The sequence below is a fragment of the Bordetella genomosp. 5 genome (assembly GCF_002261475.1).
Taxonomy (GTDB): Bacteria; Pseudomonadota; Gammaproteobacteria; order Burkholderiales; family Burkholderiaceae_B; genus Bordetella.
In genome coordinates this window covers 99627-121756 of record NZ_NEVN01000008.1, presented here as the reverse complement: position 1 = coordinate 121756, position 22130 = coordinate 99627, and the positions used below count along the sequence as shown (strand labels likewise).

Below are 22130 nucleotides of genomic sequence, written 5' to 3'. Positions count from 1 at the left end.
GGGGGGTGCCGCGTGGCCCGCGCCACCCGCCGGATGGGCGGCCGCCTGGGTCGGCCCGCCGGCCGGATCCGCCGCGCGCACACGTATAGAATGTTTTCTTGGGCCGTTCGCCGGCCGTTCCTGGATTTGCGCATCATGTCTTCGCCCAGCGTCATCGAATTCCTGCCCACCCCCGACGGAGAGGTCAAACAGCTGTTCGTGCTGTTGCATGGCGTGGGCGGCACGCCGGAGGGGCTCGAGGGGCTTGCACAGGCCATCCGGCGGGCGTTTCCCGCCGCCGCGGTGCTGATCCCCCAGGGCTTCGCGCCCTTCGAGGGCGGCGGCGCCGGGCGCCAGTGGTTCTCGGTGCAGGGCGTCACGGACGAAAATCGCCCCGAACGCGTGGCGCAGGCCTTGCCGGCGCTGGTGGATTACATCCACCAGGCCCAGGCGCGCTTCAAGCTGCTGCCCCCCGCCACCGCGCTGGCGGGCTTCTCGCAGGGGGCCATCATGGCGCTCGAGGCCGTGCAGGCACACGAAGCGCTGGCGGGCCGGGTGCTGGCTTTCTCGGGGCGCTATGCCGAGCTGCCCAAGGTGCCGCCGCCTTACACCACCATCCATCTGCTGCATGGCGCGGCCGATCCCGTGATGCCGGTTCAGCTGGCACAGGCGGCGCAGTTGCGCCTCGACGAACTCCATGGCGATGCCACCCTCGACATCGCCAGCACGATCGGCCACGAACTGCATCCGGCGCTCATCGAGCGCGCGATCCAGCGCCTGCAAACCTGCGTGCCCTTGCGTAGTTGGGAAGCGGCGCTCGGCCTGGACCAATCGCCGCCCGCCGGCACCAGCGTGCACTGAGCGGTAAAAAATACAGAAGCAGGGTGTAAAAAAAGCGGCGTTGCGCCGCTTTTTCTGTGCCGCGAAGCGTCGCTTTGCCGACTCAGCCCTTGGCGGCCACCAGGGTGCCGCCGTCGAGCGTGCTCTCGTCGAGATAGGCGCGCGCGCCCAGATAGCGCTTGGACCAATAGGTATTGTCGAGGCGGTCGACACGGACCTTCGCACCGCGCGAAGGCGCATGCACGAACTGGCCCTGGCCGATGTAGATCCCCACATGCGAGGTCACGCCGCGGCCGCGCGTGGCGAAAAACACCAGGTCGCCGGGCTTGAGGCGGGTGCGTGCGACATTCTTGCCGGCGCTGCGCTGGGCACGCGACGTGCGAGGCATATCCATGCCAGCGATTTCACGGTACACGAACAGCACCAGACCGCTGCAGTCGAAGCCGTCGAGCGGATCATCGCCGCCCCAGGAATAGGGCGTGCCGATGGCTTGCAGACCGGCCTGCACGACGCGGTCGCGCAGCGTGGGAACGGTGGGTTCGTTGGCGAGCGCCAGACCATTGAGGTTGGAGCGGGCCGTGGGGTGCAGCGAGGCCTGGGCCGCGCCACTGAAAGTGGTCAAACAAAGCGCCAGAAGCGGGGCGCTGATCAAAGCAGACAACACAGAGGATTGTCGGCGGACTTCTCGCGTGGGTGGAGTCATTAGCGACACTTCAAAAATCGGAGTGGGCGTGATGGCTGCAACGTGCTAGCCGGCGGCAGTGCGCATTCTGTCATCGAAGCGCCGTCCGATTGTAATGCAATAGTATTTCATTACATTTGCAATGAAATGCTGCATCGATGTGCGCGAATGTACGCGGTGCGATGCGAGCCATGCGGCATAATCCCTCCACCGGCGCCGCGTCGGCGTCGGCCATGGACCGGAACATGACCGCAGCCCCTCTGTACAGCCCCGACCCGATCCCTTTCGAGCCTTTCGACGACGCCGAACGCGCGGTGGAGCGCCTGCTCGAAATCTACGCCCGCAATACCGGTTTTCTGCGCGACGCCTTCCAGGAAGTCCTGCAGGGCAAAGACCTGCGAACCCGGGTGCGCGCCTGCTATCCCGCCGTCCGAGTGGGCGTCGACACCTACGATCCCATCGATACCCGCCTTTCTTATGGGCATGTGGCCGAGCCGGGCAGCTACCAGACCACCATCACCCAGCCGCTACTGTTCCGCGACTACCTGATCGAGCAACTCGGCCAGCTGCTGCAGAACCACCGCGTGCCGATCGAGGTGGGCGAATCCGATATGCCGATCCCGCTGCACTTCGCCTTTCCCGATGGCGCCTATGTCGAGGGCGAACACCTCGAAAGCCTGAAGCGGCCGCTGCGGGATCTGTTCGACGTGCCCGATCTGGCCGTCACCGACGACGCCATCGTGAACGGCTCCTGGAAGGGCCGCGAAGGCGAGCCGCGACCGCTGGCGCCGTTCACGGCCACGCGGGTGGATTATTCGCTGCATCGCCTGCAGCACTACACCGCCACGGCGCCGTCGCATTTCCAGAACTTCGTGCTGTTCACCAACTACCAGTTCTATGTCGACGAGTTCTGCGCGCGCGCGCGGGCCCTGATGGCCGAAGGTGGCGGCGACTACGACGCGCTGGTGGAGCCGGGCAACCGCATCACGCGCCGCGGTGAAAGCGCACCGAACGACGCCTCGTCGGTGCGTCTGCCGCAGATGCCGGCCTATCACCTGATCCGGCCGAATCATTCCGGCATCACGCTGGTCAATATCGGCGTGGGACCGTCCAACGCCAAGACCATCACCGATCACATCGCCGTGCTGCGCCCGCACGCCTGGCTGATGCTGGGGCATTGCGCCGGCCTGCGCGATTCGCAGCGCCTGGGCGATTATGTGCTGGCCCACGGCTATGTGCGCGACGATCACGTGCTCGACGCCGACCTGCCGACCTGGGTGCCCGTGCCGCCGCTGGCCGAAGTCCAAGTGGCGCTGGAACAGGCGGTCGAAGAGGTGGCCGGGCTGTCGGGCTGGGACCTCAAGCGCATCATGCGCACCGGCACCGTGGCCACGATCGACAACCGCAACTGGGAGCTGCGCGACCAGGGCGAGCTGGTGCAGCGTTTCGCCCAGTCGCGCGCCATCGCGCTCGACATGGAGTCGGCCACCATCGCCGCCAACGGCTTTCGCTTCCGCGTGCCGTACGGCACGCTGCTGTGCGTGTCCGACAAGCCCTTGCATGGCGAGCTCAAGCTGCCGGGCATGGCCAGCGCGTTCTACCGCCGCCAGGTCAACCAGCATTTGGAGATCGGTATCCGCGCGCTCGAGCTGCTGCGCGACATGGCGCCCGAACGCCTGCATTCGCGCAAGCTGCGCACCTTCACTGAAACGGCGTTTCAATAAGCCGCGGCGGGCCCGCACCATCCTGGTGCCGGCCCGCGTGAGGCGAGGCGCGCGCAGCAGGCGCGCGCGGCGGGCACGCGTCCGGCTCGCGCTTCGTCGGCGCTTTTTTTTTCTCCTCGCATCGAGCCACGCTCGGCAGTCCCGCGCACAACGCGTTAAGCTTGGCCTGCGCTCGCCAGGGTCACGCCGGTCCGGCCCGCGGCGCCGAATGCACGGCAGCCACGCGGTGGCAAGGACACAGGAGACCGGGAGTGACGCAGGAACAAGAAGGCAATCGCGCGCTACCCGACGCCGTCGGGCTGCGCGCCATGCTCGAGTCAGCGGGGCGCGATGCCGCCCTGCGGGCGCAGTTTCGCGCGGTGCTTCAGCCCATGCTGGCCCTGGAGTCGGGCCATTGCGTGGGGGCCGAGGTGCTCATGCGCTGGCGCCTCGACGATGGCACCGACGTGCCCCCCGAACGCTTCATTCCGATCGCGCGCGAGCTCGGCTGCCTGCCCGTGCTGAGCCGGGAGGTGTTCGTCCATGCGGCCAGCGCGCTGGCCGCCATCGGGCTGCCCGACGGCTTTCACGTGTCGTTCAACGTGCCGGCCGGTTATCTGCTCGATGACCGCTTCGATGCCCATCTGGCCGAGATCGACCAGATCCTGCCGCCGCAGGCCGACATCTGGATCGAGCTCACCGAAGACGAAGCCTTGCCGGACAGCGAGGCCGCACTGACCCGGCTCGCCAGCGTGCGGCACGGCCGGGTGAAGATCGGCGTCGATGATTTCGGCACTGGTTTCAATGGCGTCGAGACCGTGGCGCGCGTCCAACCCGATTTTCTCAAGCTCGACCAATCGCTGACCGCCGCGCTAGGCACGCCCGACGAAAACCGGGCGCTGCTCGACGTGGCCCGCTATGCGGGCGCGTACCGGGGCGTGCGGGTCGTGGCCGAGGGCATCGAAAATGCCATGCAGGTGGTGCGCCTGCGCGAGCTCGGCATTCAGGGCGGTCAGGGATTTTTCTTCGACCAGCCCATGTCGCTCGAGGCCTTCGCGGTGTGGTTGCCGCAGGCCGAATTGCGAGCCGGCGCCCCGGCGGGCTAGACCGGAGCACGGGGCGCGTGGCGCGCCCCGCGGCACTTCTCTATCGCCCGGATGCCTGCTGCTGCCTGCGCGTGCGCAATTCTTCGCGGGCGACGATGCCCGCGCCCACCAGCACCATCAGCGCCAGCGCGAACCAGGTGATGGCATAGCCCAGGTGGTGGTTGGCGAAGCTCAGCACCGTGAGACCGCCGACCGGCGAGGTCTCGGGATCGCGGGCGCTGCTGGCGCCGGCGTCGATGAAGTAGGGGGCGACCAGCGCCGGGTCGATGCCACGGCGCGTGGCGATCGCGGGCAGGTCGCGCGAATACCAGCGGTCGGCCTGGGCGTCGTTTTCGCGCAGGAATCCGCCGGGGCCTTCACCCATGCGCAGCAGCCCCTCGACCTTCACGGGCTCGCTCGTGCCGGCCTCGGGGGCGCGCTTGCGCCAGCCCGGCAGCACGAAGCCGCGATTCACCATGATGAGAGAGCCATCGGCCTGCTGCAGCGGCGTCATGACCCAGTAGCCGCTGCCGAGTTCGGTCGCGGCCTGCACCAGGGTCTGAAGATCGTGGCGCAGCACGCCCTGCGCCAGCACGTGGCGATACTCGGCACTGGCATTGTCCAGGCCGGCCCACTCGGCGCGCGCCGGCGCCGGCACCGCCGGCGCATGCACGCGGCTTTCGACCTGCGCGATCAGATTTTCTTTCCAGGCCAGACGCTGCACCTGCCACTTGCCCAGCGTGCAAAGCACGGCGAACAGGAACGCGGCGATCAGGGCCAGGATCACGAGGGTGAGCGTGCCGCGGGGGCGGCGGGGCGGCTCGTCGGAGGCGGGGCGGGGCGGAAGGGAATCGGGTCGGGTCAAGATGTCTGCTATTGGAAATAAGGCGGGGGCCCAGCCGGGCCCCCGTGCACGACGCGTGTGCGCCAGGTCCGCTAGGGCATGTTGCGCATGTCGTGCGGGGCCATTGGCATCATGTTGCTGTTGAGGTGATACATGATCCAGATCGAACCCGACAGGGTGATCACGACCAGCACCAGCGTGAAAATCAGCGCCAGCATACTCCAACCGCTCTCCGACTTCGTGTCCATGTGCAGGAAGTACACCAGGTGCACCACGATCTGCACCGCCGCGAAGGCCAGGATGATGAGGGCCGTGGTGCGCGAGCTCTCGAACACCTGATTCATCACCAGCCAGAACGGGATCGCGGTCAGGATCACCGCGAGCACGAAGCCCGTCATGTAGCTCTTGAAGCTGCCGTGGCTCGCGCCGCCGTCGTCGTCGTGGTCGTCGTGGCCGTGGCCGCCGCCCTGGCCATGGCCGCTGCCGCCGTGAGGCGTCACGTGGCGCGGATCCGGGCTCGACTCCAGGTTGCCCATGTGATCGCTGCGGGTGGTGCTCATGGCAGGACTCCCATCAAATACACGAAGGTGAAGACGCCCACCCAGATCAGGTCCAGGAAGTGCCAGAACATCGACAGGCACATCAGCCGCCGGCGGTTTTCGAGGATCAGCCCGTGCCGCTGCACCTGCAGCATCAGCACGACCAGCCAGATGATGCCGAACGTCACGTGCAGACCGTGGGTGCCGACCAGCGCGAAGAACGACGACAGGAAGGCGCTGCGTTGCGGGCCCGCGCCCAGCTGGATCAGGTGGTGGAACTCGTAGATCTCGACGCACAGAAAGGCCAGACCGAAGAGCCCGGTCACGGCCAGCCAGCCCTGCGTGGCGCCGATGCGCCGGCGCCGCATCTCGAGCATGGCGAAGCCGTACGTGATCGACGAGAGCAGCAGCAGCGCGGTGTTGAGCGCCACGAGCTCCAGCTCGAACAGATCGGCGCCCGAGGGGCCGGCCGCATAGTTGCGTCCCAGCACGCCGTAGGTGGCGAACAGGCACGCAAAGATGAGGCAGTCGCTCATCAGGTAGACCCAGAAACCGAGCAGCGTGCCGTTCTTGGGGTGATGTTCTTCGGGAATGTAGAAGAGCGGCCGGTCCGCCGGCGCGCCCGAGGGAGTGAGGTGAGCCGCGGTATCAGACATGGTTGGCCATCAGCAAGGTGCGATCGGCTTCGCAGCGGGCCACTTCGTTGGCCGGCACGTAGTAATCGCGTTTGTAGTTGAAGGTGTGAACGATCGATACCAGCACCAGCGCCACGAAGGTGAGCACCACGGCCGGCCACATGTGCCAGATCAGCGTGAAGCCGAGCAGGGTGGAGAGCCCGGCCAGCACGATGCCGGCCCAGGTGTTCTTGGGCATGTGGATCGGAATGAAGCCGGATTGCGGGCGCTCGTAGCCGTATTGCTTCATCTGCCACCAGGCGTCCAGATCATGCACGCGCGGGGTGAAGGCGAAGTTGTATTGCGGCGGCGGCGACGAGGTCGACCACTCGAGCGTGCGGCCGTCCCAGGGATCGCCGGTGGTGTCGCGCAGCTGCGCGCGGCGGCGGAAGCTCACGACCAGTTGGATCAGGAAGCTGGCGATGCCCATCGCGATCAGGATGGCGCCGAAGGCCGCGATCTGAAACCAGATCTGCAGCGACATGTCTTCGAAGTGGTTGACGCGGCGCGTCACGCCCATCAGCCCGAGCACATAGAGCGGCATGAAGGCGACGTAGAAGCCCACCAGCCAGAACCAGAACGAGCACTTGCCCCAGAACGGATCGAGCCGATAGCCGAACGCCTTGGGGAACCAGTAGGTGATGCCGGCCATCAGGCCGAACAGCACGCCGCCGATGATCACGTTGTGGAAGTGGGCGATCAGGAACAGGCTGTTGTGCAGGACGAAGTCGGCCGGCGGCACCGCGAGCAGCACGCCGGTCATGCCGCCGATCACGAAGGTCACGATGAAGCCGAGCGTCCAGAGCATCGGCACTTCGAAGCGGATGCGGCCGCGGTACATCGTGAAGAGCCAGTTGAAAATCTTGGCCCCGGTCGGGATCGAGATGATCATCGTCGTGATCCCGAAGAACGAGTTCACGCTCGCCCCGGACCCCATCGTGAAGAAGTGATGCAGCCAGACCAGGTACGACAGCACCGTGATCACCACCGTGGCGTACACCATCGACGCGTAGCCGAACAGGCGCTTGCGGCAGTAGGTGGAGACCACCTCGGAGAAGATGCCGAAGGCCGGCAGAATCAGGATGTAGACCTCGGGGTGGCCCCAGATCCAGATGAGGTTCACGTACATCATGGCGTTGCCGCCGAAATCCGCCGTGAAGAAGTTGGTGCCGACGTAGCGGTCCATCGTGAGCAGCGCCAGCACGGCGGTCAGCACGGGGAAGGCCGCGACGATCAGGATGTTGGTGCAGAGCGAGGTCCAGGTGAACACCGGCATGCGCATGAGCGACATGCCGGGCGCGCGCATCTTCACGATGGTCACGAGCAGGTTCACCCCCGATAACAGGGTGCCCACCCCGGCCACCTGCAGCGCCCATATGTAGTAATCCACCCCCACGTCCGGACTGTGCAGGATGCCCGACAAGGGGGGATAAGCCAGCCAGCCGGTCCGCGCGAACTCGCCCACGAAGAGCGAGGCCATCACCAGCATCGCGCCGCCGGCCGTCATCCAGAAACTGAAGTTGTTGAGAAACGGAAAGGCCACGTCGCGCGCGCCGATCTGCAGCGGCACGATGTAGTTCATCAAACCCGTGACCAGCGGCATGGCCACGAAGAAGATCATGATGACGCCGTGCGCGGTGAAGATCTGATCGTAGTGGTGCGGTGGCAGGTAGCCCATGTTGTCGCCGAACGCCACGGCCTGCTGCGCGCGCATCATCAGCGCATCGGCAAAACCGCGCAGCAGCATCACCAGGCCCAGGATCACGTACATGATCCCGATCTTCTTGTGATCGATGCTGGTGAACCACTCCCGCCACAGATAGCCCCATTTGCCGTAATAGGTGATGGCGCCGAGCAGCGCGGCGCCGCCCAGCAGCACGGCGGCGAAGGTCGCGATCAGAATGGGTTCATGGTAGGGAATCGCTTCCCAGGTGAGCCGTCCGAAGATCAGCGTGGTGATGTCTGATGATTCTGGCATCTCGATTCCCGGCTAATGAATCCGGTCGGGGAGGGCGCCGACCGGCAGTACTTGCTTGGCGCGTGCATCAAGCGCCGTGCCAAGGGCCCGGCGCCTGCGATCAGAGCGGAATGCGTGCGGACTCGTTGGCCGCCGTGCACATCGCGCCCACGTACTGACGCAGCGGCCCTTCGGTGAGACCGAGGCGTTCGCGCAGGGCGGGGTCGATGGTGGTGACGTTGAGTGCGCCCGGAATGCCCAGGCCGCCCGCGGCGTCGATCGCCATGGCGTCTTTCATGCACATGCGGTTGGGTTCGACGCAGCGGTTGACGATGGCGTCGAACAGTCCGGGCGCCACGCTGGCGTAGCGGGCGACGGGGTTGCGTTCGCTGGGCTGCTCGAGCTGCAGGAAGGTCTCGCGCGAGAGGGCGGAGCCGTCTTTCTTGGCTTGCGCGATCCATTGGTCGAAGCCGGCCTGGTCCAGGCCATGAAAGCGGAAGCGCATGCCGGAGAAGCCTTCGCCGCTGTAGTTGGCGGAGAGCCCGTCGTAGTCGCCGGGGCGGTTGATCACGGCGTGCAGCGTGGTCTGCATGCCGGGCATGGCGTAGATCATGCCGGCCAGCGCGGGCACGAAGAAGGTGTTCATCACCGTGGACGAGGTGATCTGGAACTCGATCGGCCGATCCACCGGCGCGGCCATCTCATTGACCGTGGCCACGCCCTGCTCGGGATAGAGGAAGAGCCACTTCCAGTCGAGCGCGACCACCTGCACGACGAGCGGCTTGGTGCCCGCGGGCACCTCGCGGCCCTCGGCCACGCGGGTGAGCGGACGGTAGGGATCCAGCTGGTGAGTGCTGACCCAGGTGATGGCACCGAGCGCGATGATGATGAGGAGGGGGATCGACCAGATCAGCAGCTCCAGCATGGTGGAGTGATTCCAGTCGGGATCGTAACGGGCTTCGGTATTGGTCTCGCGATAGCGCCACGCAAAGACGAACGTGAGCACGATGACCGGCACGATGACCAGCAGCATCAGACCTGTAGAGATCAGGATCAGATTGCGTTGCTGCCAGGCGATATCTCCCGACGGGGCCATCAGCACGGTGTTGCAACCGGCAAGCATGGGGATGCAGGCCAGCAGCGCTGCTCCGCGGAGTCTTTGGAATAACGGCATTGCCATACCCCGAAACGTAACCGTGGGAAGAGTCTCAACCCTACGCTGTAAGGTCGGAAAAATCCAGGGCCAAAAGAGTAAAAATGCGGTGACGGATAGCGCCGGGTGTTGCGCGCACAACGTCTTTCGGCGCTGGCCATAGCAAGTGCGATGCCTGAATCACGTGCCGTGGCGCGCGTGCCGCGCGACGCGCGCCGCCTCTTCCGGTCGGGCGCGGAACGTGCGACCATGGCCCTGCAACTGTGATGCAGGATCGTAGACCCGGGCAGACAGCGCGCCTTCGCGCCGCAGCCGGCCTCTTTCAGCGAGTGCGCATATGTCGACCACCACGCAGTACCCCGGTTCTCTCCCACCCAAGCCTGGTCAGACCGATCAGCCGGGGTCTCTCCCTCCGGGGTCGGTACCGACGCTGGGCGCCAGCCATACGCAGGTGGCGCCGAGCGAGATCGCCGTCGGCGTCGTGATCGGCCGCACCTCCGAATACTTCGATTTCTTCGTGTTCGGCATCGCATGCGTGATGGTGTTTCCACGCGTGTTCTTCCCGTTCGAAGCGCCGCTCGAAGGCACGCTGTGGTCCTTTGCGGTCTTCGCGCTGGCCTTCGTGGTGCGCCCCGTGGGCACGGCGATATCGATGGCGATCCAGCGCCGCTGGGGGCGCGGCATCAAGCTCACCGCGTCGCTGTTTCTGCTGGGTACCGCGACCTGCGGCATCGCGTTTCTGCCGCGCTACGATTCCATCGGCATGTACGCCATCATCCTGCTCGCCGTGTTCCGCGCGCTGCAGGGCATGGCGCTGGGCGGCTCCTGGGACGGGCTGCCGTCGCTGCTGGCGCTGAATGCGCCGGCGAAGCGGCGCGGCTGGTTCGCGATGATCGGTCAGCTGGGCGCGCCGATCGGCTTCATGATCGCGAGCGCGCTGTTCCTGTATCTGCATCTCACCCTGACCGACGAAGACTTCATCGACTGGGGCTGGCGCTATCCCTTCTTCGTGGCGTTCGCGATCAACGTGGTGGCGCTGTTCGCGCGGCTGCGGCTCGTGGTCACGCAGGAATACACCGAGCTGCTCGAAGAGGGCGAGCTCGAGCCGATCGGCACCAGCGAGATCGTGCGGGAGCAGGGCTACAACATGTTCATCGGTGCATTCGCCGCGCTTGCGAGCTATGCGCTGTTCCACCTCGTGACGGTGTTTCCGCTGTCGTGGATCGTGGTGAGCCAGACACAGCCCGTGGCGGATGTGCTGGTGGTGCAGATCGTGGGCGCGCTGGTGGGTATCGTCGGCACGATTTTCTCGGGCGTGATCGCCGACCGCATCGGCCGCCGCAACACGCTCGGCGTGCTGGCCGTGCTGATCGGTATCTTCGCGCTCTTCGCGCCCTGGCTGCTGGGCGGCGGGCCTTACGCGCAGGACGCGTTCATCCTGATCGGCTTCGCGCTGCTCGGCGTCTCGTATGGTCAGGCCGCCGGCACGGTTACGTCCAACTTCACGCGGCGCTACCGCTACACCGGGGCCGCGCTCACCACGGACATGGCGTGGCTGATCGGCGCCGCGTTCGCGCCGGTCGTCGCGCTGGGCCTGTCGGACCGATTCGGTCTGGCCGCGGTGAGTGTGTATCTGCTGTCGGGTGTGGTGTGCACGCTACTCGCTCTGCGCATCAACAAGCTGCTGGAGTCGAGAGATTGAAGGTGCCCCCACGCTGCGCCTGCGGCTTGCTGCCCCCCGAGGGGGCGCGCCCACCTTGGGGCGGCCCGGCGGTGGGCGTTGCCCCCACGCTGCGCCTGCGGCTTGCTGCCCCCCGAGGGGGCGCGCCCACCTTGGGGCGGCCCGGCGGTGGGCGGGCCCCCACGCTGCGCCTTCGGCTTGCTGCCCCCTAGCTGCGCCTTCGCGGACCGGTAAAAAAAGGGCCGTCATCGGTAAGGATGACGGCCCTTGTTTTTGGCGCGGCGGCGCTTACTCGAGATTCTGCGCCTGTTCGCGCATCTGCTCGATGAGCAGCTTCAGGTCCATGGCGGCGCGCGTGACCTCCATGCTGCCTGCCTTCGAGCCCAGCGTGTTGGCTTCGCGGTTCATTTCCTGGAACAGGAAGTCGAGGCGCTTGCCGGCGCTGCCGCCCTGTTTGCCGCCGGACTTGCCCGCCTTGCCACCGCCCTCGGTGAGCAGGTGGCGCAGCTCTTCGAGGTGCGAACGCAGGCGCGACAGCTCTTCGGCGACGTCGATGCGCAGCGCGAAGAGGTTGGCTTCCTGAGACAGGCGTTCGGACAGCTCGGCACCCGAGATGTGCGTGAAGCCGCCCGGGAAGGCGTTTTCGATCGTCTCGCGCAGCTTGGTGGCGAGCTTGTCGCGATGGTCGGCCAGCAACTGGGGCAGGTGGGTCTCGACCTGATCGACGATGGCGGCCACGCCATCGGCACAGTCGCGCATCATGCCGGCGAGGCGTTCGCCTTCGCGCGTACGACCCTCCTGCAGCTGCGCGAGCGCCTGTTGGCCGGCCTGCACGCAGGCGGCGCCCCAGACCTGCGGGTCGAGCGCGTCGTTGGTGCGCTGGCCGGGCCAGTTGAATAGCTCGACCAGGCGCGGCGCGGTGGTCTCCGGCAGGATCTTGCGCGCGGCCTGCAATTGGTCGGCCAGGCGGGTGAGCCATTCGGGATCGAGCTGGGTCACTTCGGTGTTGCTGGCACGCGTGAACGAGGCGCGCACTTCCACCTTGCCGCGCGCCAGGTTGGCGGTGAGCAGCTCGCGCAACGGGGTCTCGGCGTGGCGCAGTTCGTCGGGCAGCCGGAAATAGAGATCGAGGAAGCGGCTATTGACGCTGCGCAGTTCGAGCGCGAGCGTGCCTTGTTCGAGGTCGACGCGGGCATTGCCGAACGCGGTCATGCTGCGGATCATGGTGCGATATCCTGAAGAGGGCCCGGGGCCGATGGCCGCGGGCACGGGGTAAGACGAAGGTAGACAGGGTGTCGCGCGGTCTGCTTGCCGGGCGAGCCGCGCCCACGGCCGCAGGATAACCGATGCGCGCGGCCGTTGTAGCCGTCGAGCCCGTACAATTCGGCTCTTCTTACGATCAACACCTGGAGCTCTCCGTGAACGCCACCTCTACTTCCCGCCCCAGCGGACGCGCCGTCGACGAGCTGCGCCCGTTCTCGCTCACGCGCGGTTTCACCCGGTATGCGGAGGGTTCGGTGCTGGTGCGGGCCGGCGACACCCATGTGCTGTGCACGGCCAGCGTGCTCGACAAGGTGCCGCCCTTCATGAAAGGCCGCGGCGAGGGCTGGGTCACGGCCGAATACGGCATGCTGCCGCGCGCCACGCACACGCGCGGCGATCGTGAGGCCGCGCGCGGCAAGCAGAGCGGCCGCACGCAGGAGATCCAGCGTCTGATCGGCCGCAGCCTGCGCGCCGTGTTCGATCTGTCGGCCCTGGGCGAACGCACGCTGCATCTCGATTGCGATGTGATCCAGGCCGACGGCGGCACCCGCTGCGCCAGCATCACGGGCGCCTGGGTCGCGGCCAGCGATGCCATCAATCTGCTGCTCGAGCGCGGCGACATCGAACGCAACCCCATCCGCGACGCGGTCGCGGCGGTGTCGGTGGGTCTGGTCGATGGCCGTCCGGTGCTCGATCTGGACTACCAGGAAGACTCGGCCTGCGATGCCGACGTGAACGTGATCATGACGGGCGCCGGTGCCTTCGTGGAAGTGCAGGGCACGGGCGAGGGCGCCACCTTCACGCGCGCCGAGCTCGACACCATGCTCGGCCTGGCCGAGACCGGCATCGCCCGGCTGGTGGCGCAGCAGCGCGCGGCGCTGGCAGGCTGAGCGCGCGCGTCGTTCGGCGCGAACCGCCCCGATTCGGGGGCATGAAAAAGGCGGGCCGTGCGATACGGGCCCGCCTTTTTTGTCGCCGATGCAGCGGCTCAGGTGGGCAGCAGACGCCCCACGCGCGGCAGCTCGGCCAGGCGCCAGACCTGATCGATGAGCGCGCGCATCTCGGCCTCGGTGGCCGCGCCCGCGTAGGTGCCCAGTCGCATCGCCTTGTCTTCGATCTCGCCGCGCGAGAGCGTGTTGCCCGGATCGCCCTTGGGCTCGTCCACCCGCGCCGACAAGATGCGGCCGTCGGTCGTGCGCACCGACACCTTGCCGATCCAGCGCTGCGGATAGGCCTCGTCGACTTCGGCGTCGAACGACATGCGCACGCGCTCGCGCAGCCGCGCCACCTCGGCGTCGTGCAACGCCGCATCGAACTCGGCCAGGCCCGCGCGGCCCTCGCGGGCGATCAGCGCCAGCACCGTGCCCATCGAGAACTTGGATTGGTGCACGGTGGTGGGATTCACGACCGGCCCGAGCACGTCGATCGCGCCCTGATGCACCTGGGCGTCGACCTCCGCGAGGTCGTCGGCCTTCAGGCCATGGTCGCGCATCAGCGCCAGCAGCGCGTCGGCCGCCGGATGGGTGTGACGGCACGACGCGTGAAACTTGAACGAGGTCTCGGCCAGGGCCCAGCGCTCGCCGAGGCGGTCGGTCAGACGGGAGGGATCGGCGTCGGTCGACATGCCGGCCGCCATGCCCTGCTTGCCCTCCAGGATGCGCTGCGCGCCGGTGAAGCCATCCTGCGCGAGATAGGCGGCGGTGAGGCCGTCGGCCGCCGCCTTGGCCGTGTGCAGCTGCTTGGAGTCGGCGGCATCGCGCAGAAATTCCCATAGGCCCGCGGCCTGGGTGCCGGCCGAGCCGAGCGCGTGCAGCATGCGGGCAGGATCGAGCCCGAGCAGCCGGCCCACCGTGACGGCGGCGGCCAGCGTGCCCACCGTGCCCGTCGTGTGGAAGATCTTGTAGTGCGAGCGGCCGAGGTATTCGCCGGCGCGGATGCCGACCTCATAGCCCGCGACCGACGCGGTCAGCAGGTCGCGGCCGCTCGCGCCCAGGGCCTGCGCCACGGCGAGCGCCGGCGGAAATACGACCGCCGCGGGATGGAATACCGAACCATTGTGGACGTCGTCCTGTTCCACCACATGGGCGGCCGCGGCATTGACCATGGCCGCGAAGAGCGGGGTGGTGCCGCGCCGGTCGATCAGCACTTCGGCGGGGCCCTGCGCCGGTCCCATGGTGCTGGCGTAGCGGCCGATGGTCTGGACGGCACGCGAGCCGGCGCCGGCGAGGATGGAGCCGAGCGTGTCGAGCAGCAGGTCTTCGGCGCGCCGCACGACGGCGGCGGGGATGTCGTCGAACTGCAGCGTGCTGGCAAACTCGGCGAGCGTGGCCGAGGGGTGGGCGTCGGGCAGGGAGCGAGGCAGGGCAGACATGGCGGTCCCGGAAGAATGGGCTCAGAAGGAGCGGGGCAGGCCCAGCACATGCTCGGCCACGTAAGAGAGGATGAGGTTGGTGGAGATCGGCGCCACCTGGTAGAGGCGCGTCTCGCGGAACTTGCGTTCGACGTCGTACTCGTTGGCGAAGCCGAAGCCGCCATGGAACTGCAGGCAGGCGTTGGCGGCTTCCCAGGAGGCGTCGGCCGCCAGCAGCTTCGCCATGTTGGCCTGCGCGCCGCAGGGCTCGTGCGCGTCGAACCGGCGCGCGGCCTCGTAGCGCATCAGGCTGGCCGCTTCGACGTTGATGTGCGCGCGCGCGATCGGAAACTGCACGCCCTGGTTCTGGCCTATCGGCCGGCCGAACACCACGCGCTCCTTGGCATAGGCGGTGACCTTGTCGATGAACCAGTAGCCATCGCCGATGCACTCGGCCGCGATCAGCGTGCGCTCGGCGTTCAGGCCATCGAGGATGTACTTGAATCCCTTGCCTTCTTCGCCGATCAGGTTTTCGGCGGGAATCTCGAGGTTGTCGAAGAACAGCTCGTTGGTTTCGTGGTTGACCATATTCGGGATCGGCCGCACCTCCATGCCGTGGCCGATGGCGTGGTGCAGGTCGACCAGAAAGATCGACATGCCCTCGGACTTGCGCGTGACCGCTTCGAGCGGCGTGGTGCGCGCCAGCAGAATCATCAGGTCGGAATGCTGCACGCGCGAGATCCACACCTTCTGGCCATTGATCACGTAGCGGTCGCCCTTGCGCACGGCCGTGGTCTTGATGCGGGTGGTGTCGGTGCCGGTGGTGGGTTCGGTCACGCCCATCGATTGCAGACGCAGCTCGCCACTGGCGATGCGCGGCAGATAGGTGCGCTTCTGCTCGTCGCTGCCATGGCGCAGCAGCGTGCCCATGTTGTACATCTGGCCGTGGCAGGCGCCTGAGTTGCCGCCGGACCGGTTGATTTCTTCCATGATGACGGACGCTTCGGTCAGGCCCAGGCCCGAGCCGCCGTATTCCTGCGGGATCAGCGCGGCGAGCCAGCCGGCCTCGGTGAGCGCGCGCACGAAGGCGTCGGGGTAGCCGCGCTCTTCGTCGACCTTGCGGAAGTATTCGGCGGAAAACTGCGCGCACAGGTCGCGCACGGCTTCGCGGATGTCTTGGAAATCGGTTTGGGTATCAACCATGGGGTGCGTCGTCTCGAACTCTCGGGTTACAGGTCGGGCAGGGTCAGCCCGCACTTTGCCGGATGCGGTCCAAGCTGCCAATTTATGATTGCTTAATACGGGGTTTTCCAATCCCGAAGGTATAGGGGGACGAATGGCTACACACTTTGACCTGACCGATCTGCAGCTCATGGTGCACATCGGCGACTGGCACAGCCTGACGCGCGGCGCGGAAAAGTCGCATCTGTCGCTGCCCGCGGCGAGTACCCGGGTCAAGAACCTCGAAGAGCACTTCGGTACCCAGCTGCTCTATCGCACCAGCCAGGGCGTCACCATGACGCCATCGGGCGAGGCGCTGACCCGCCATGCCCGCACCGTGATGCAGCAGATCGAGCAATTGCGCGGAGACATGCAGGAGTTCGCGCGCGGCGTGAAAGGCCATGTGCGCGTGCTGGCCAACACCACCGCCATCACCGAATTCATGCCCGGCGTGCTCGCGCGCTATCTGGCCGGCCACCCCGACGTGAACGTCGAGCTGCGCGAGCGTCTGAGTTATCTGATCGTGCGCGCCGTGGCCGATGGCTCGGCGGATCTGGGCATCGTGGCCGGCTGCGGTCCGGATCCCAAGCTCCAGTTCATTCCGTACCGCAGCGACCGGCTGGTGCTGGTCACCGCGGCCCGCCATCCGCTCGCCACCGAAGGCGCCGTGCCTTTCGCCGATTCGCTGGCGTACGACTACGTGGGTCTGTCGGAGTGGAGCGCGATTCATCCCTTCCTGGTGCAGGCGGCCGCGGCGCTGGGCCGAACCTTCCGCTTTCGTGTCGAGGTGGGCAACTTCGAGGCCGCGTGCCGGATGATCGAGAGCGGCGTGGGGATCGGCGTGATCCCCGAATCGGTGGCGCTGCGTTATGCCCGCGTGCTCGATATCGCCCTGGTGCCGCTCACCGATGAATGGAGCCTGCGCAAGCTGCACATCGTGGTGCGCGACCTCGACGCGCTGCCGACGTTTGCGCGCGAGCTGGTGCAGACGCTCATCGACGACATTCCGGCCGACGAGCGTCAGCCGGGCATGTAGGGCGCGGGCGTCAATTTGGCCGTCAATTCGGTTTATTGCGATTCTTGACGTCGTGATAGCGCTGTAAAGAAACTGCCAAGTCCGGCGCACATAATTCGTTACCGATTATGGCGGCACATTTCTGTGCCGCCGTCTGCCCGCGCATCGGCCGGGCGAGCTCGTAACGGATCATTCATGCGCAAAAATCTACGCGTCGCAACCGCGCTGTCGGCGACCTTGCTTCTTTTCGTTCTGATCTTCGCGCTGGCCGCCGCCGGTGCGATCGCCGTGCTGCAGGAAAGCCGTGGACACGTCGAGGCGCTGGGGCGGGGCAGCATCGAGCGCGCCGGCGATCTGAACGACACCAGCAGCTGGCTGTTCCGCGCCCGTGCGCTGCTGACCGACGCCAAGACGGCGATGGAAGGCGGCATGGAGGAGCAGCGCGACGAGTTCCTGGGCCGGGTCGACAAGCTGCTCGGCAGCGCGGCCGAGAGCCAGAAGCGCCTCGCCGCCAATCCCGAGACCGGTGCCGAGGGCGCGCCCCTGTTCGACGCGATGCTCAAGGCCTACACCGGGCTGGCCGACCAGGCCCTCGTGCCGATGCGCGACGCGATCTCGAAATGGAACGGCATCGAGGCCAATCGCATCAACGACAAGGTCCTGCCGCAGGCGGTGCAGGGCTACGTGCAGGCGGTGGACGCGTTTCAGGGCCATGCCCGTGCGCAGGGCCGCGCGGCGGTCGCCGATGCCGGGACGCGTCTGAACCATGCCATCGCCGCCGCGCTCGCGCTGGTGGTGTTCGTGGCCCTGGCCGCGCTGGTGATTCGTCTGGCCTTCCGCCGTGCCGTGCTGCGGCCCCTGAGCGAGGCGGGCCGGCACTTCGATCACATTGCCGACGGCGATCTCACCGGCACCATCCAGCGCCGTGGCGAGAACGAGATCGGCGTGTTGTTCCTGGCCATGCGCCGCATGCAGGACGGGCTGTCCAAGGCCGTGCACGCGGTGCGGCACGGCGTGGAAGAAATCCACGGCGGCGCCGGCGAGATCGCGGCCGGCGGCTCGGAGATGGCGATGCGCACCTCGCGTCAGGCCGCCTCGCTGCAGGAAGCCGCCGCCAGCATGACGCAGCTCGCGCAGAACGTGCACGCCACGGCGAGCAACGCCGAGCAGGCCCGCGAGCAGGCGCGCGATGCGACCGAGCTGGCGCGCACCGGCGGCCGCTCGGTGCACGAAGCGGTCGACACGATGGGCGGCATCGCCGCCTCGGCGCGTCGCATCGGCGAGATCGTGGGCGTGGTCGACAGCATCGCGTTCCAGACCAATATTCTGGCGCTCAACGCAGCCGTGGAAGCGGCGCGCGCGGGCGAGGAGGGCAAGGGCTTCGCGGTGGTCGCGGCCGAAGTGCGCTCGCTGGCGCAACGCAGCGCGCAGGCCGCGCGCGAGATCAAGGTGTTGATCGACGAATCGGGCGCGCGCGTCGAGGCGGGCGTGCGCCAGGTCGGCCAGGCGGGCCAGACCATCGACGACGTGGTGCAGGCCGTGGAGCGGGTCACCGTGATCGTGGAAGAGATCTCGCATGCGGCGGGCGAGCAGGCGGGCGGCATCGCGGCCATCAATAACGCGGTGTCCGACGTGGATCGCGCCACGCAGGAAAACGCCGCCATGGCCGAGGAAACCGCGGCCGCGGCCGCCGCGCTGGAGGGTCAGGCGCAGGCGCTGCGCCAGGCCGTCGCCGTGTTCCGTCTGATGTCGGAGGCGGGCGAGGCCGATCCCACCGCTGAGGTGATCGAGATGCGCCCGGCCTTGCGCGCGGTGCGCGACGAATCCGCCGCCCAGCCCGCGATGACGATGCTACACTTCGCGCCGCCGGCGCGGCGGGCGGCCTGAGCCTGTTTTACTTGCCGCGCACCAGATCGATCTGGCGGCGGTCGCGCTTGGTCGGACGGCCCGCGGCGATGCCGAGCGCGGGCTCGGGGGCGAGGCGGCGCATTTCGGCGGCGCGTTCGCGCGCCGTGCGGCTCGCCTCGGTCTCTTCGTAGAGCAGGCGCGCCGCCGGGGCGGGACCGCGCACGGCGCTCAGCGCCACCACGCGCACTTCGATGGCGGGATCGTCCTTGCGGATCGTGATCAGGTCATCGGGCGCCACTTCGCGGGCGGGCTTGGCCGGCTGGCCGTTGACCTGCACGCGGCCTTTGCCGATTTCGCTGCTCGCGAGGCTGCGCGTCTTGTAAAAGCGCGCGGCCCAGAGCCATTTGTCGAGTCGAATCTTGTCCATGAGTGCACAGGCGGGCGCGTGGAGTACGCGCGACCTGCCTATGATAGCCCGTGGGATACCCGCGCCACGCCGTGCGGGCCGCGTGTCACGCGCTCGTGGCAATATGACGCAGTCAGGAACGGACGCGAGGCGTCGGGAGGCCATATGGAATTGCTGGAAAGGTTCACCGCGATCGCGCGGGACGCGGGCTTCGATCTGCCGGCGCCGCTCGCGCAGTGGTATCGCACGGATAGCGCCGGCAACCACACGGGCAAGGCCATGGACGGCGTCTATGACTTCGAATGGCTCACGCCCGACGCCAGCGAGCGCGAGATCGAAGAATGGCTCAATCCGGATGCGCAGCAAGGCATCCGGTTCTTCCCGTTCGCGCAGTCGGGCGGGGGCGATTTTTACGCGCTGGTGCGCCTGGCCGACGGCCGCGAGGGCGTGGCCTGCATCTGGCACGACGACGAAAACAGCCAGATCGATTACGCAAATTTCGCGGACTTCGTCGCGGCCTCGTATCTCCAGTCGTACGCCGATCTCTCGCATCTGGGTGACGACGAAAGCGCGATCGCCGACACGATACGCGCCGGCCTGGCGTGCAGCACGCCGGCGCTTCCACCCGCGCATGCCGAGGCGCTGCTGGTGCCGGCGCAGAATGCGGTCGTGGCGCGCGCCTACCAATCGGGTCCGCGCGCGTGGCCGATCCAGGTGCCGGCCCTGCTGGCCCAGGAAGACGCCGAGGCGCGCGCCGCGTCCTTCACGCTGAAAGAACCGCTGGTGTTCGCGGTGGTGCCGTCCTGGGAAGTCGACGGCTGAAGGGCGGGCGCGGGCGCCGGCGCCGTTGCCCTCGCTGGTCGCCCTGGCCGGTCGCCCTCGCCGGTTGCATGAGCCGGGCACTCAGGCAATCGGGCGCTCACGCACTCAGTTACTCGGGCACGCAGTCACTGAGTCACTGAGTCGCTCAGTCACTCAGTCACTCAGGCATTCAGACACTCAGGCGCGCTCCGTTGCCCAGCTCTGGCGCAGATAGTTTTCCACCACCAGCGAGTGGTCGCCGTGCTTGACCTTGTGCTTGACCTGCGCGGCGGCCGACGCGATGTCTTCGGGCCGCACGCGCACGCCGCTGGCGGCGATCTGCGGCGGGTTCACGATCAGCGCGCCGATGCCCAGCGTCACGAACGGAAAAAAGCGCAGCACGCCGTAGCGGTCTTCGGCATGAATGCCGCCCTCGCTGCGCCCCTGTTCGTCGTACAGATCCAGGGCCAGCAGATTGAATTGCGCGATCACGGCCTCGGTGCGGCTGCGCCAGTCCTCACTGCGCATGGCAAACACGAAGTCGTCGCCGCCCACATGGCCGACGAAGTCGCGCTGCGCGTCGCAATGGCGCTTGATGGCCTCGGCGCACAGCAGAATCATGTCGTCGCCGCGCCAGTATCCATACACGTCGTTGAACGGCTTGAAGTTGTTCAGGTCGGCATAGCAGATGACGAACTCGCCCGGCTCTTCCAGCAGATGCGCGATGTGCTGGCTGATGGGAATGTTGCCGGGCAGGGACGTGAGCGGGTTGGCGTAGCGCGCGGCCTCGAGCCGGATTTCGGTCACCGAGCGCACCAGGGCTTCGCCGGTGCCGAGCCCGTCATAGCGGCCGTCGCTGGTGACGATGAAGCCGTCCGCCAGGTAGCGCTGGTCGTCCGAGGTCAGCACGTGGCTGAGCTGGTCGATCGAGGTGGCCACGTCGATCAGCACGGGGTCCGGGTTCATGAACGTGCTGCACGAATTGCGGCCGAACAGGTCGCGCGTGTAGCGCTGCGAGTAGTGCTCAAGAAAATCGCGGCGGTTGATGATGCCCACCGGCCGGCTGTCGCCATCGAGCACGGCCACCGCGTGCAGGCCGCGCTGTTCCTGAAACAGCCGGTGCACGTCGTCGTTGCTGTGCTTGCTCAGCAGCACCGGGCGCGCCTGCACGCGCAGCGCCGACGCGGTGCGGCCCGATCCCACCGTCGAGGCACGCGGCCGACCGGCCGCGCGCGGCAGGCTCGACATGGCGTGCTCCAGTGCGTCGGGCAGGCGGGGCAGGGGCTGCGCCTCGGGGCGGCCCAGGTGCCAGCCCTGCGCGTAACGGATGCCGAGTTCGCTGATCGCGGCCAGGTCTTCGTGGCATTCGACGCCCTCGGCCACGACCGCCGTGTTCATGTGCTGGGCCACGGCCAGCATGGCGCGCACCAGCTGCATGCGGCGCTCGTCGCGGGCGATGTCCTTGAAGAAATAGCGGTCGATCTTGACGAGATCGGGCCGGATCTCGGCCCAGAGTTGCAGCGTGGCATGGCCGACGCCGTAGTCGTCCAGCGCCAGCCGCATGCCGTGTCCGCGCAGGGTGTCGAGCGCCTGCGTGAGCACCTGCAGGTCGCCCTTCGCGGGATCGTGCTCGGTCAGTTCGATCACAATCTTGGTCGGGTCGATCCGGCAGCCTTGCAACAGTTGCTCGGGCAGGGCCTCGCGCCATTGCGTCCAGTAGTGGCAGAGCGCCGAGCCCGACAGGTTCAGGAAGATCTTGCCGTGCGCGGCCGTGTCGGCGAACTGGGTCAGGCCGGTGCGAAACGCCTGCCACTCGAGCTGCGTCTGCAGTTGCTGGCGATGCGCGGCGGCGAACAGCGCGTCCGGCATGTGCAGCGGACAATCGTGCGGGCCGCGGATCAGGCTCTCGTGGCCGTAGATGCGGCCGCTGGCCAGGTCGACCACCGGCTGAAAGCGCGGGGCCAGCAATTCCTGCTGGAGGATGGATTCAAGCGAAAGGTCCGCGGCCCTGATGGCCCGGGCTTGGAGGGAATTCATCTGAGGTCTGAGGGCTGCGCCACGTCGGAGTGGCCGAGGTCCTCACTATGCC

General features: G+C 67.4%; 19 protein-coding genes. 8 read left to right on the top strand and 11 right to left on the bottom strand.

The window, feature by feature from the left end:
- Nucleotides 1-135 precede the first annotated feature (135 nt).
- The gene (gene ypfH / locus CEK29_RS15075) at nucleotides 136-840 is read left to right on the top strand and encodes an esterase (RefSeq protein ID WP_094858593.1); all 705 of its coding nucleotides are present in this window, start codon (nucleotides 136-138) and stop codon (nucleotides 838-840) included.
- An 82-nt stretch (nucleotides 841-922) separates the two neighbouring features.
- Here ypfH and CEK29_RS15070 read toward each other — a convergent pair whose 3' ends face one another.
- Nucleotides 923-1522, bottom strand: a complete 600-nt coding sequence (locus CEK29_RS15070; protein WP_170948510.1) for a C40 family peptidase — start codon at nucleotides 1520-1522, stop codon at nucleotides 923-925.
- Between the two features lie 224 nt (nucleotides 1523-1746).
- On the opposite strand from CEK29_RS15070, the gene CEK29_RS15065 reads away from it, so the two are divergent.
- On the top strand, nucleotides 1747-3225 hold the full coding sequence (locus tag CEK29_RS15065; protein WP_432759246.1) for an AMP nucleosidase: 1479 nt from the start codon (nucleotides 1747-1749) through the stop codon (nucleotides 3223-3225).
- A gap of 251 nt (nucleotides 3226-3476) precedes the next feature.
- On the top strand, nucleotides 3477-4310 hold the full coding sequence (locus CEK29_RS15060; protein ID WP_094801707.1) for an EAL domain-containing protein: 834 nt from the start codon (nucleotides 3477-3479) through the stop codon (nucleotides 4308-4310).
- Between the two features lie 40 nt (nucleotides 4311-4350).
- On the opposite strand, the gene CEK29_RS15055 is transcribed toward CEK29_RS15060, so the two are convergent.
- The 5 genes from CEK29_RS15055 to cyoA form a co-directional block, all read right to left on the bottom strand.
- Nucleotides 4351-5154: an SURF1 family protein gene (locus tag CEK29_RS15055; protein ID WP_255176170.1), complete on the bottom strand. Its 804-nt coding sequence runs from the start codon at nucleotides 5152-5154 to the stop codon at nucleotides 4351-4353.
- A 71-nt stretch (nucleotides 5155-5225) separates the two neighbouring features.
- Nucleotides 5226-5693: a cytochrome o ubiquinol oxidase subunit IV gene (gene cyoD / locus CEK29_RS15050; protein ID WP_440588327.1), complete on the bottom strand. Its 468-nt coding sequence runs from the start codon at nucleotides 5691-5693 to the stop codon at nucleotides 5226-5228.
- On the bottom strand, nucleotides 5690-6328 hold the full coding sequence (gene cyoC, locus CEK29_RS15045) for a cytochrome o ubiquinol oxidase subunit III (RefSeq protein WP_094801705.1): 639 nt from the start codon (nucleotides 6326-6328) through the stop codon (nucleotides 5690-5692). The genes cyoD and cyoC overlap by 4 nt, the downstream gene beginning before the upstream one ends.
- Nucleotides 6321-8324, bottom strand: a complete 2004-nt coding sequence (gene cyoB / locus CEK29_RS15040) for a cytochrome o ubiquinol oxidase subunit I (protein ID WP_094801703.1) — start codon at nucleotides 8322-8324, stop codon at nucleotides 6321-6323. Before cyoB ends, cyoC begins: the two co-directional genes overlap by 8 nt.
- A gap of 100 nt (nucleotides 8325-8424) precedes the next feature.
- Nucleotides 8425-9477, bottom strand: a complete 1053-nt coding sequence (cyoA, locus tag CEK29_RS15035; RefSeq protein WP_094801701.1) for a ubiquinol oxidase subunit II — start codon at nucleotides 9475-9477, stop codon at nucleotides 8425-8427.
- 316 nt (nucleotides 9478-9793) lie between these two features.
- On the opposite strand from cyoA, the gene CEK29_RS15030 reads away from it, so the two are divergent.
- A complete protein-coding gene (locus tag CEK29_RS15030; RefSeq protein ID WP_094801699.1) occupies nucleotides 9794-11158 on the top strand; it encodes an MFS transporter in 1365 nt (454 codons plus the stop codon).
- Between the two features lie 267 nt (nucleotides 11159-11425).
- On the opposite strand, the gene CEK29_RS15025 is transcribed toward CEK29_RS15030, so the two are convergent.
- The gene (locus tag CEK29_RS15025; RefSeq protein ID WP_094801697.1) at nucleotides 11426-12361 is read right to left on the bottom strand and encodes a YicC/YloC family endoribonuclease; all 936 of its coding nucleotides are present in this window, start codon (nucleotides 12359-12361) and stop codon (nucleotides 11426-11428) included.
- A 194-nt stretch (nucleotides 12362-12555) separates the two neighbouring features.
- On the opposite strand from CEK29_RS15025, the gene rph reads away from it, so the two are divergent.
- Entirely contained in the window at nucleotides 12556-13290 is a 735-nt protein-coding gene (gene rph, locus CEK29_RS15020; RefSeq protein WP_432759245.1) for a ribonuclease PH, read from the top strand.
- A gap of 98 nt (nucleotides 13291-13388) precedes the next feature.
- Here rph and CEK29_RS15015 read toward each other — a convergent pair whose 3' ends face one another.
- Together CEK29_RS15015 and CEK29_RS15010 are read right to left on the bottom strand one after the other, a co-directional pair.
- Entirely contained in the window at nucleotides 13389-14771 is a 1383-nt protein-coding gene (locus CEK29_RS15015) for an MmgE/PrpD family protein (RefSeq protein ID WP_094801693.1), read from the bottom strand.
- Between the two features lie 21 nt (nucleotides 14772-14792).
- A complete protein-coding gene (locus CEK29_RS15010) occupies nucleotides 14793-15953 on the bottom strand; it encodes an acyl-CoA dehydrogenase family protein (protein ID WP_094858592.1) in 1161 nt (386 codons plus the stop codon).
- 133 nt (nucleotides 15954-16086) lie between these two features.
- Between CEK29_RS15010 and CEK29_RS15005 the strand changes: the two genes are divergently transcribed.
- Nucleotides 16087-17007 (top strand): LysR family transcriptional regulator, encoded by a 921-nt coding sequence (locus CEK29_RS15005; protein ID WP_094858591.1) that lies wholly within the window; start codon nucleotides 16087-16089, stop codon nucleotides 17005-17007.
- Between the two features lie 174 nt (nucleotides 17008-17181).
- Entirely contained in the window at nucleotides 17182-18873 is a 1692-nt protein-coding gene (locus CEK29_RS15000) for a methyl-accepting chemotaxis protein (protein ID WP_094858590.1), read from the top strand.
- 7 nt (nucleotides 18874-18880) lie between these two features.
- Here CEK29_RS15000 and CEK29_RS14995 read toward each other — a convergent pair whose 3' ends face one another.
- On the bottom strand, nucleotides 18881-19261 hold the full coding sequence (locus CEK29_RS14995; RefSeq protein ID WP_094858589.1) for an RNA-binding S4 domain-containing protein: 381 nt from the start codon (nucleotides 19259-19261) through the stop codon (nucleotides 18881-18883).
- Between the two features lie 144 nt (nucleotides 19262-19405).
- Between CEK29_RS14995 and CEK29_RS14990 the strand changes: the two genes are divergently transcribed.
- Nucleotides 19406-20062, top strand: coding sequence for an SMI1/KNR4 family protein (locus CEK29_RS14990; protein ID WP_094858588.1), 657 nt, complete (start codon nucleotides 19406-19408; stop codon nucleotides 20060-20062).
- Between the two features lie 177 nt (nucleotides 20063-20239).
- Here CEK29_RS14990 and CEK29_RS14985 read toward each other — a convergent pair whose 3' ends face one another.
- Nucleotides 20240-22078, bottom strand: a complete 1839-nt coding sequence (locus CEK29_RS14985; protein ID WP_094858587.1) for an EAL domain-containing protein — start codon at nucleotides 22076-22078, stop codon at nucleotides 20240-20242.
- Nucleotides 22079-22130: the final 52 nt, after the last annotated feature.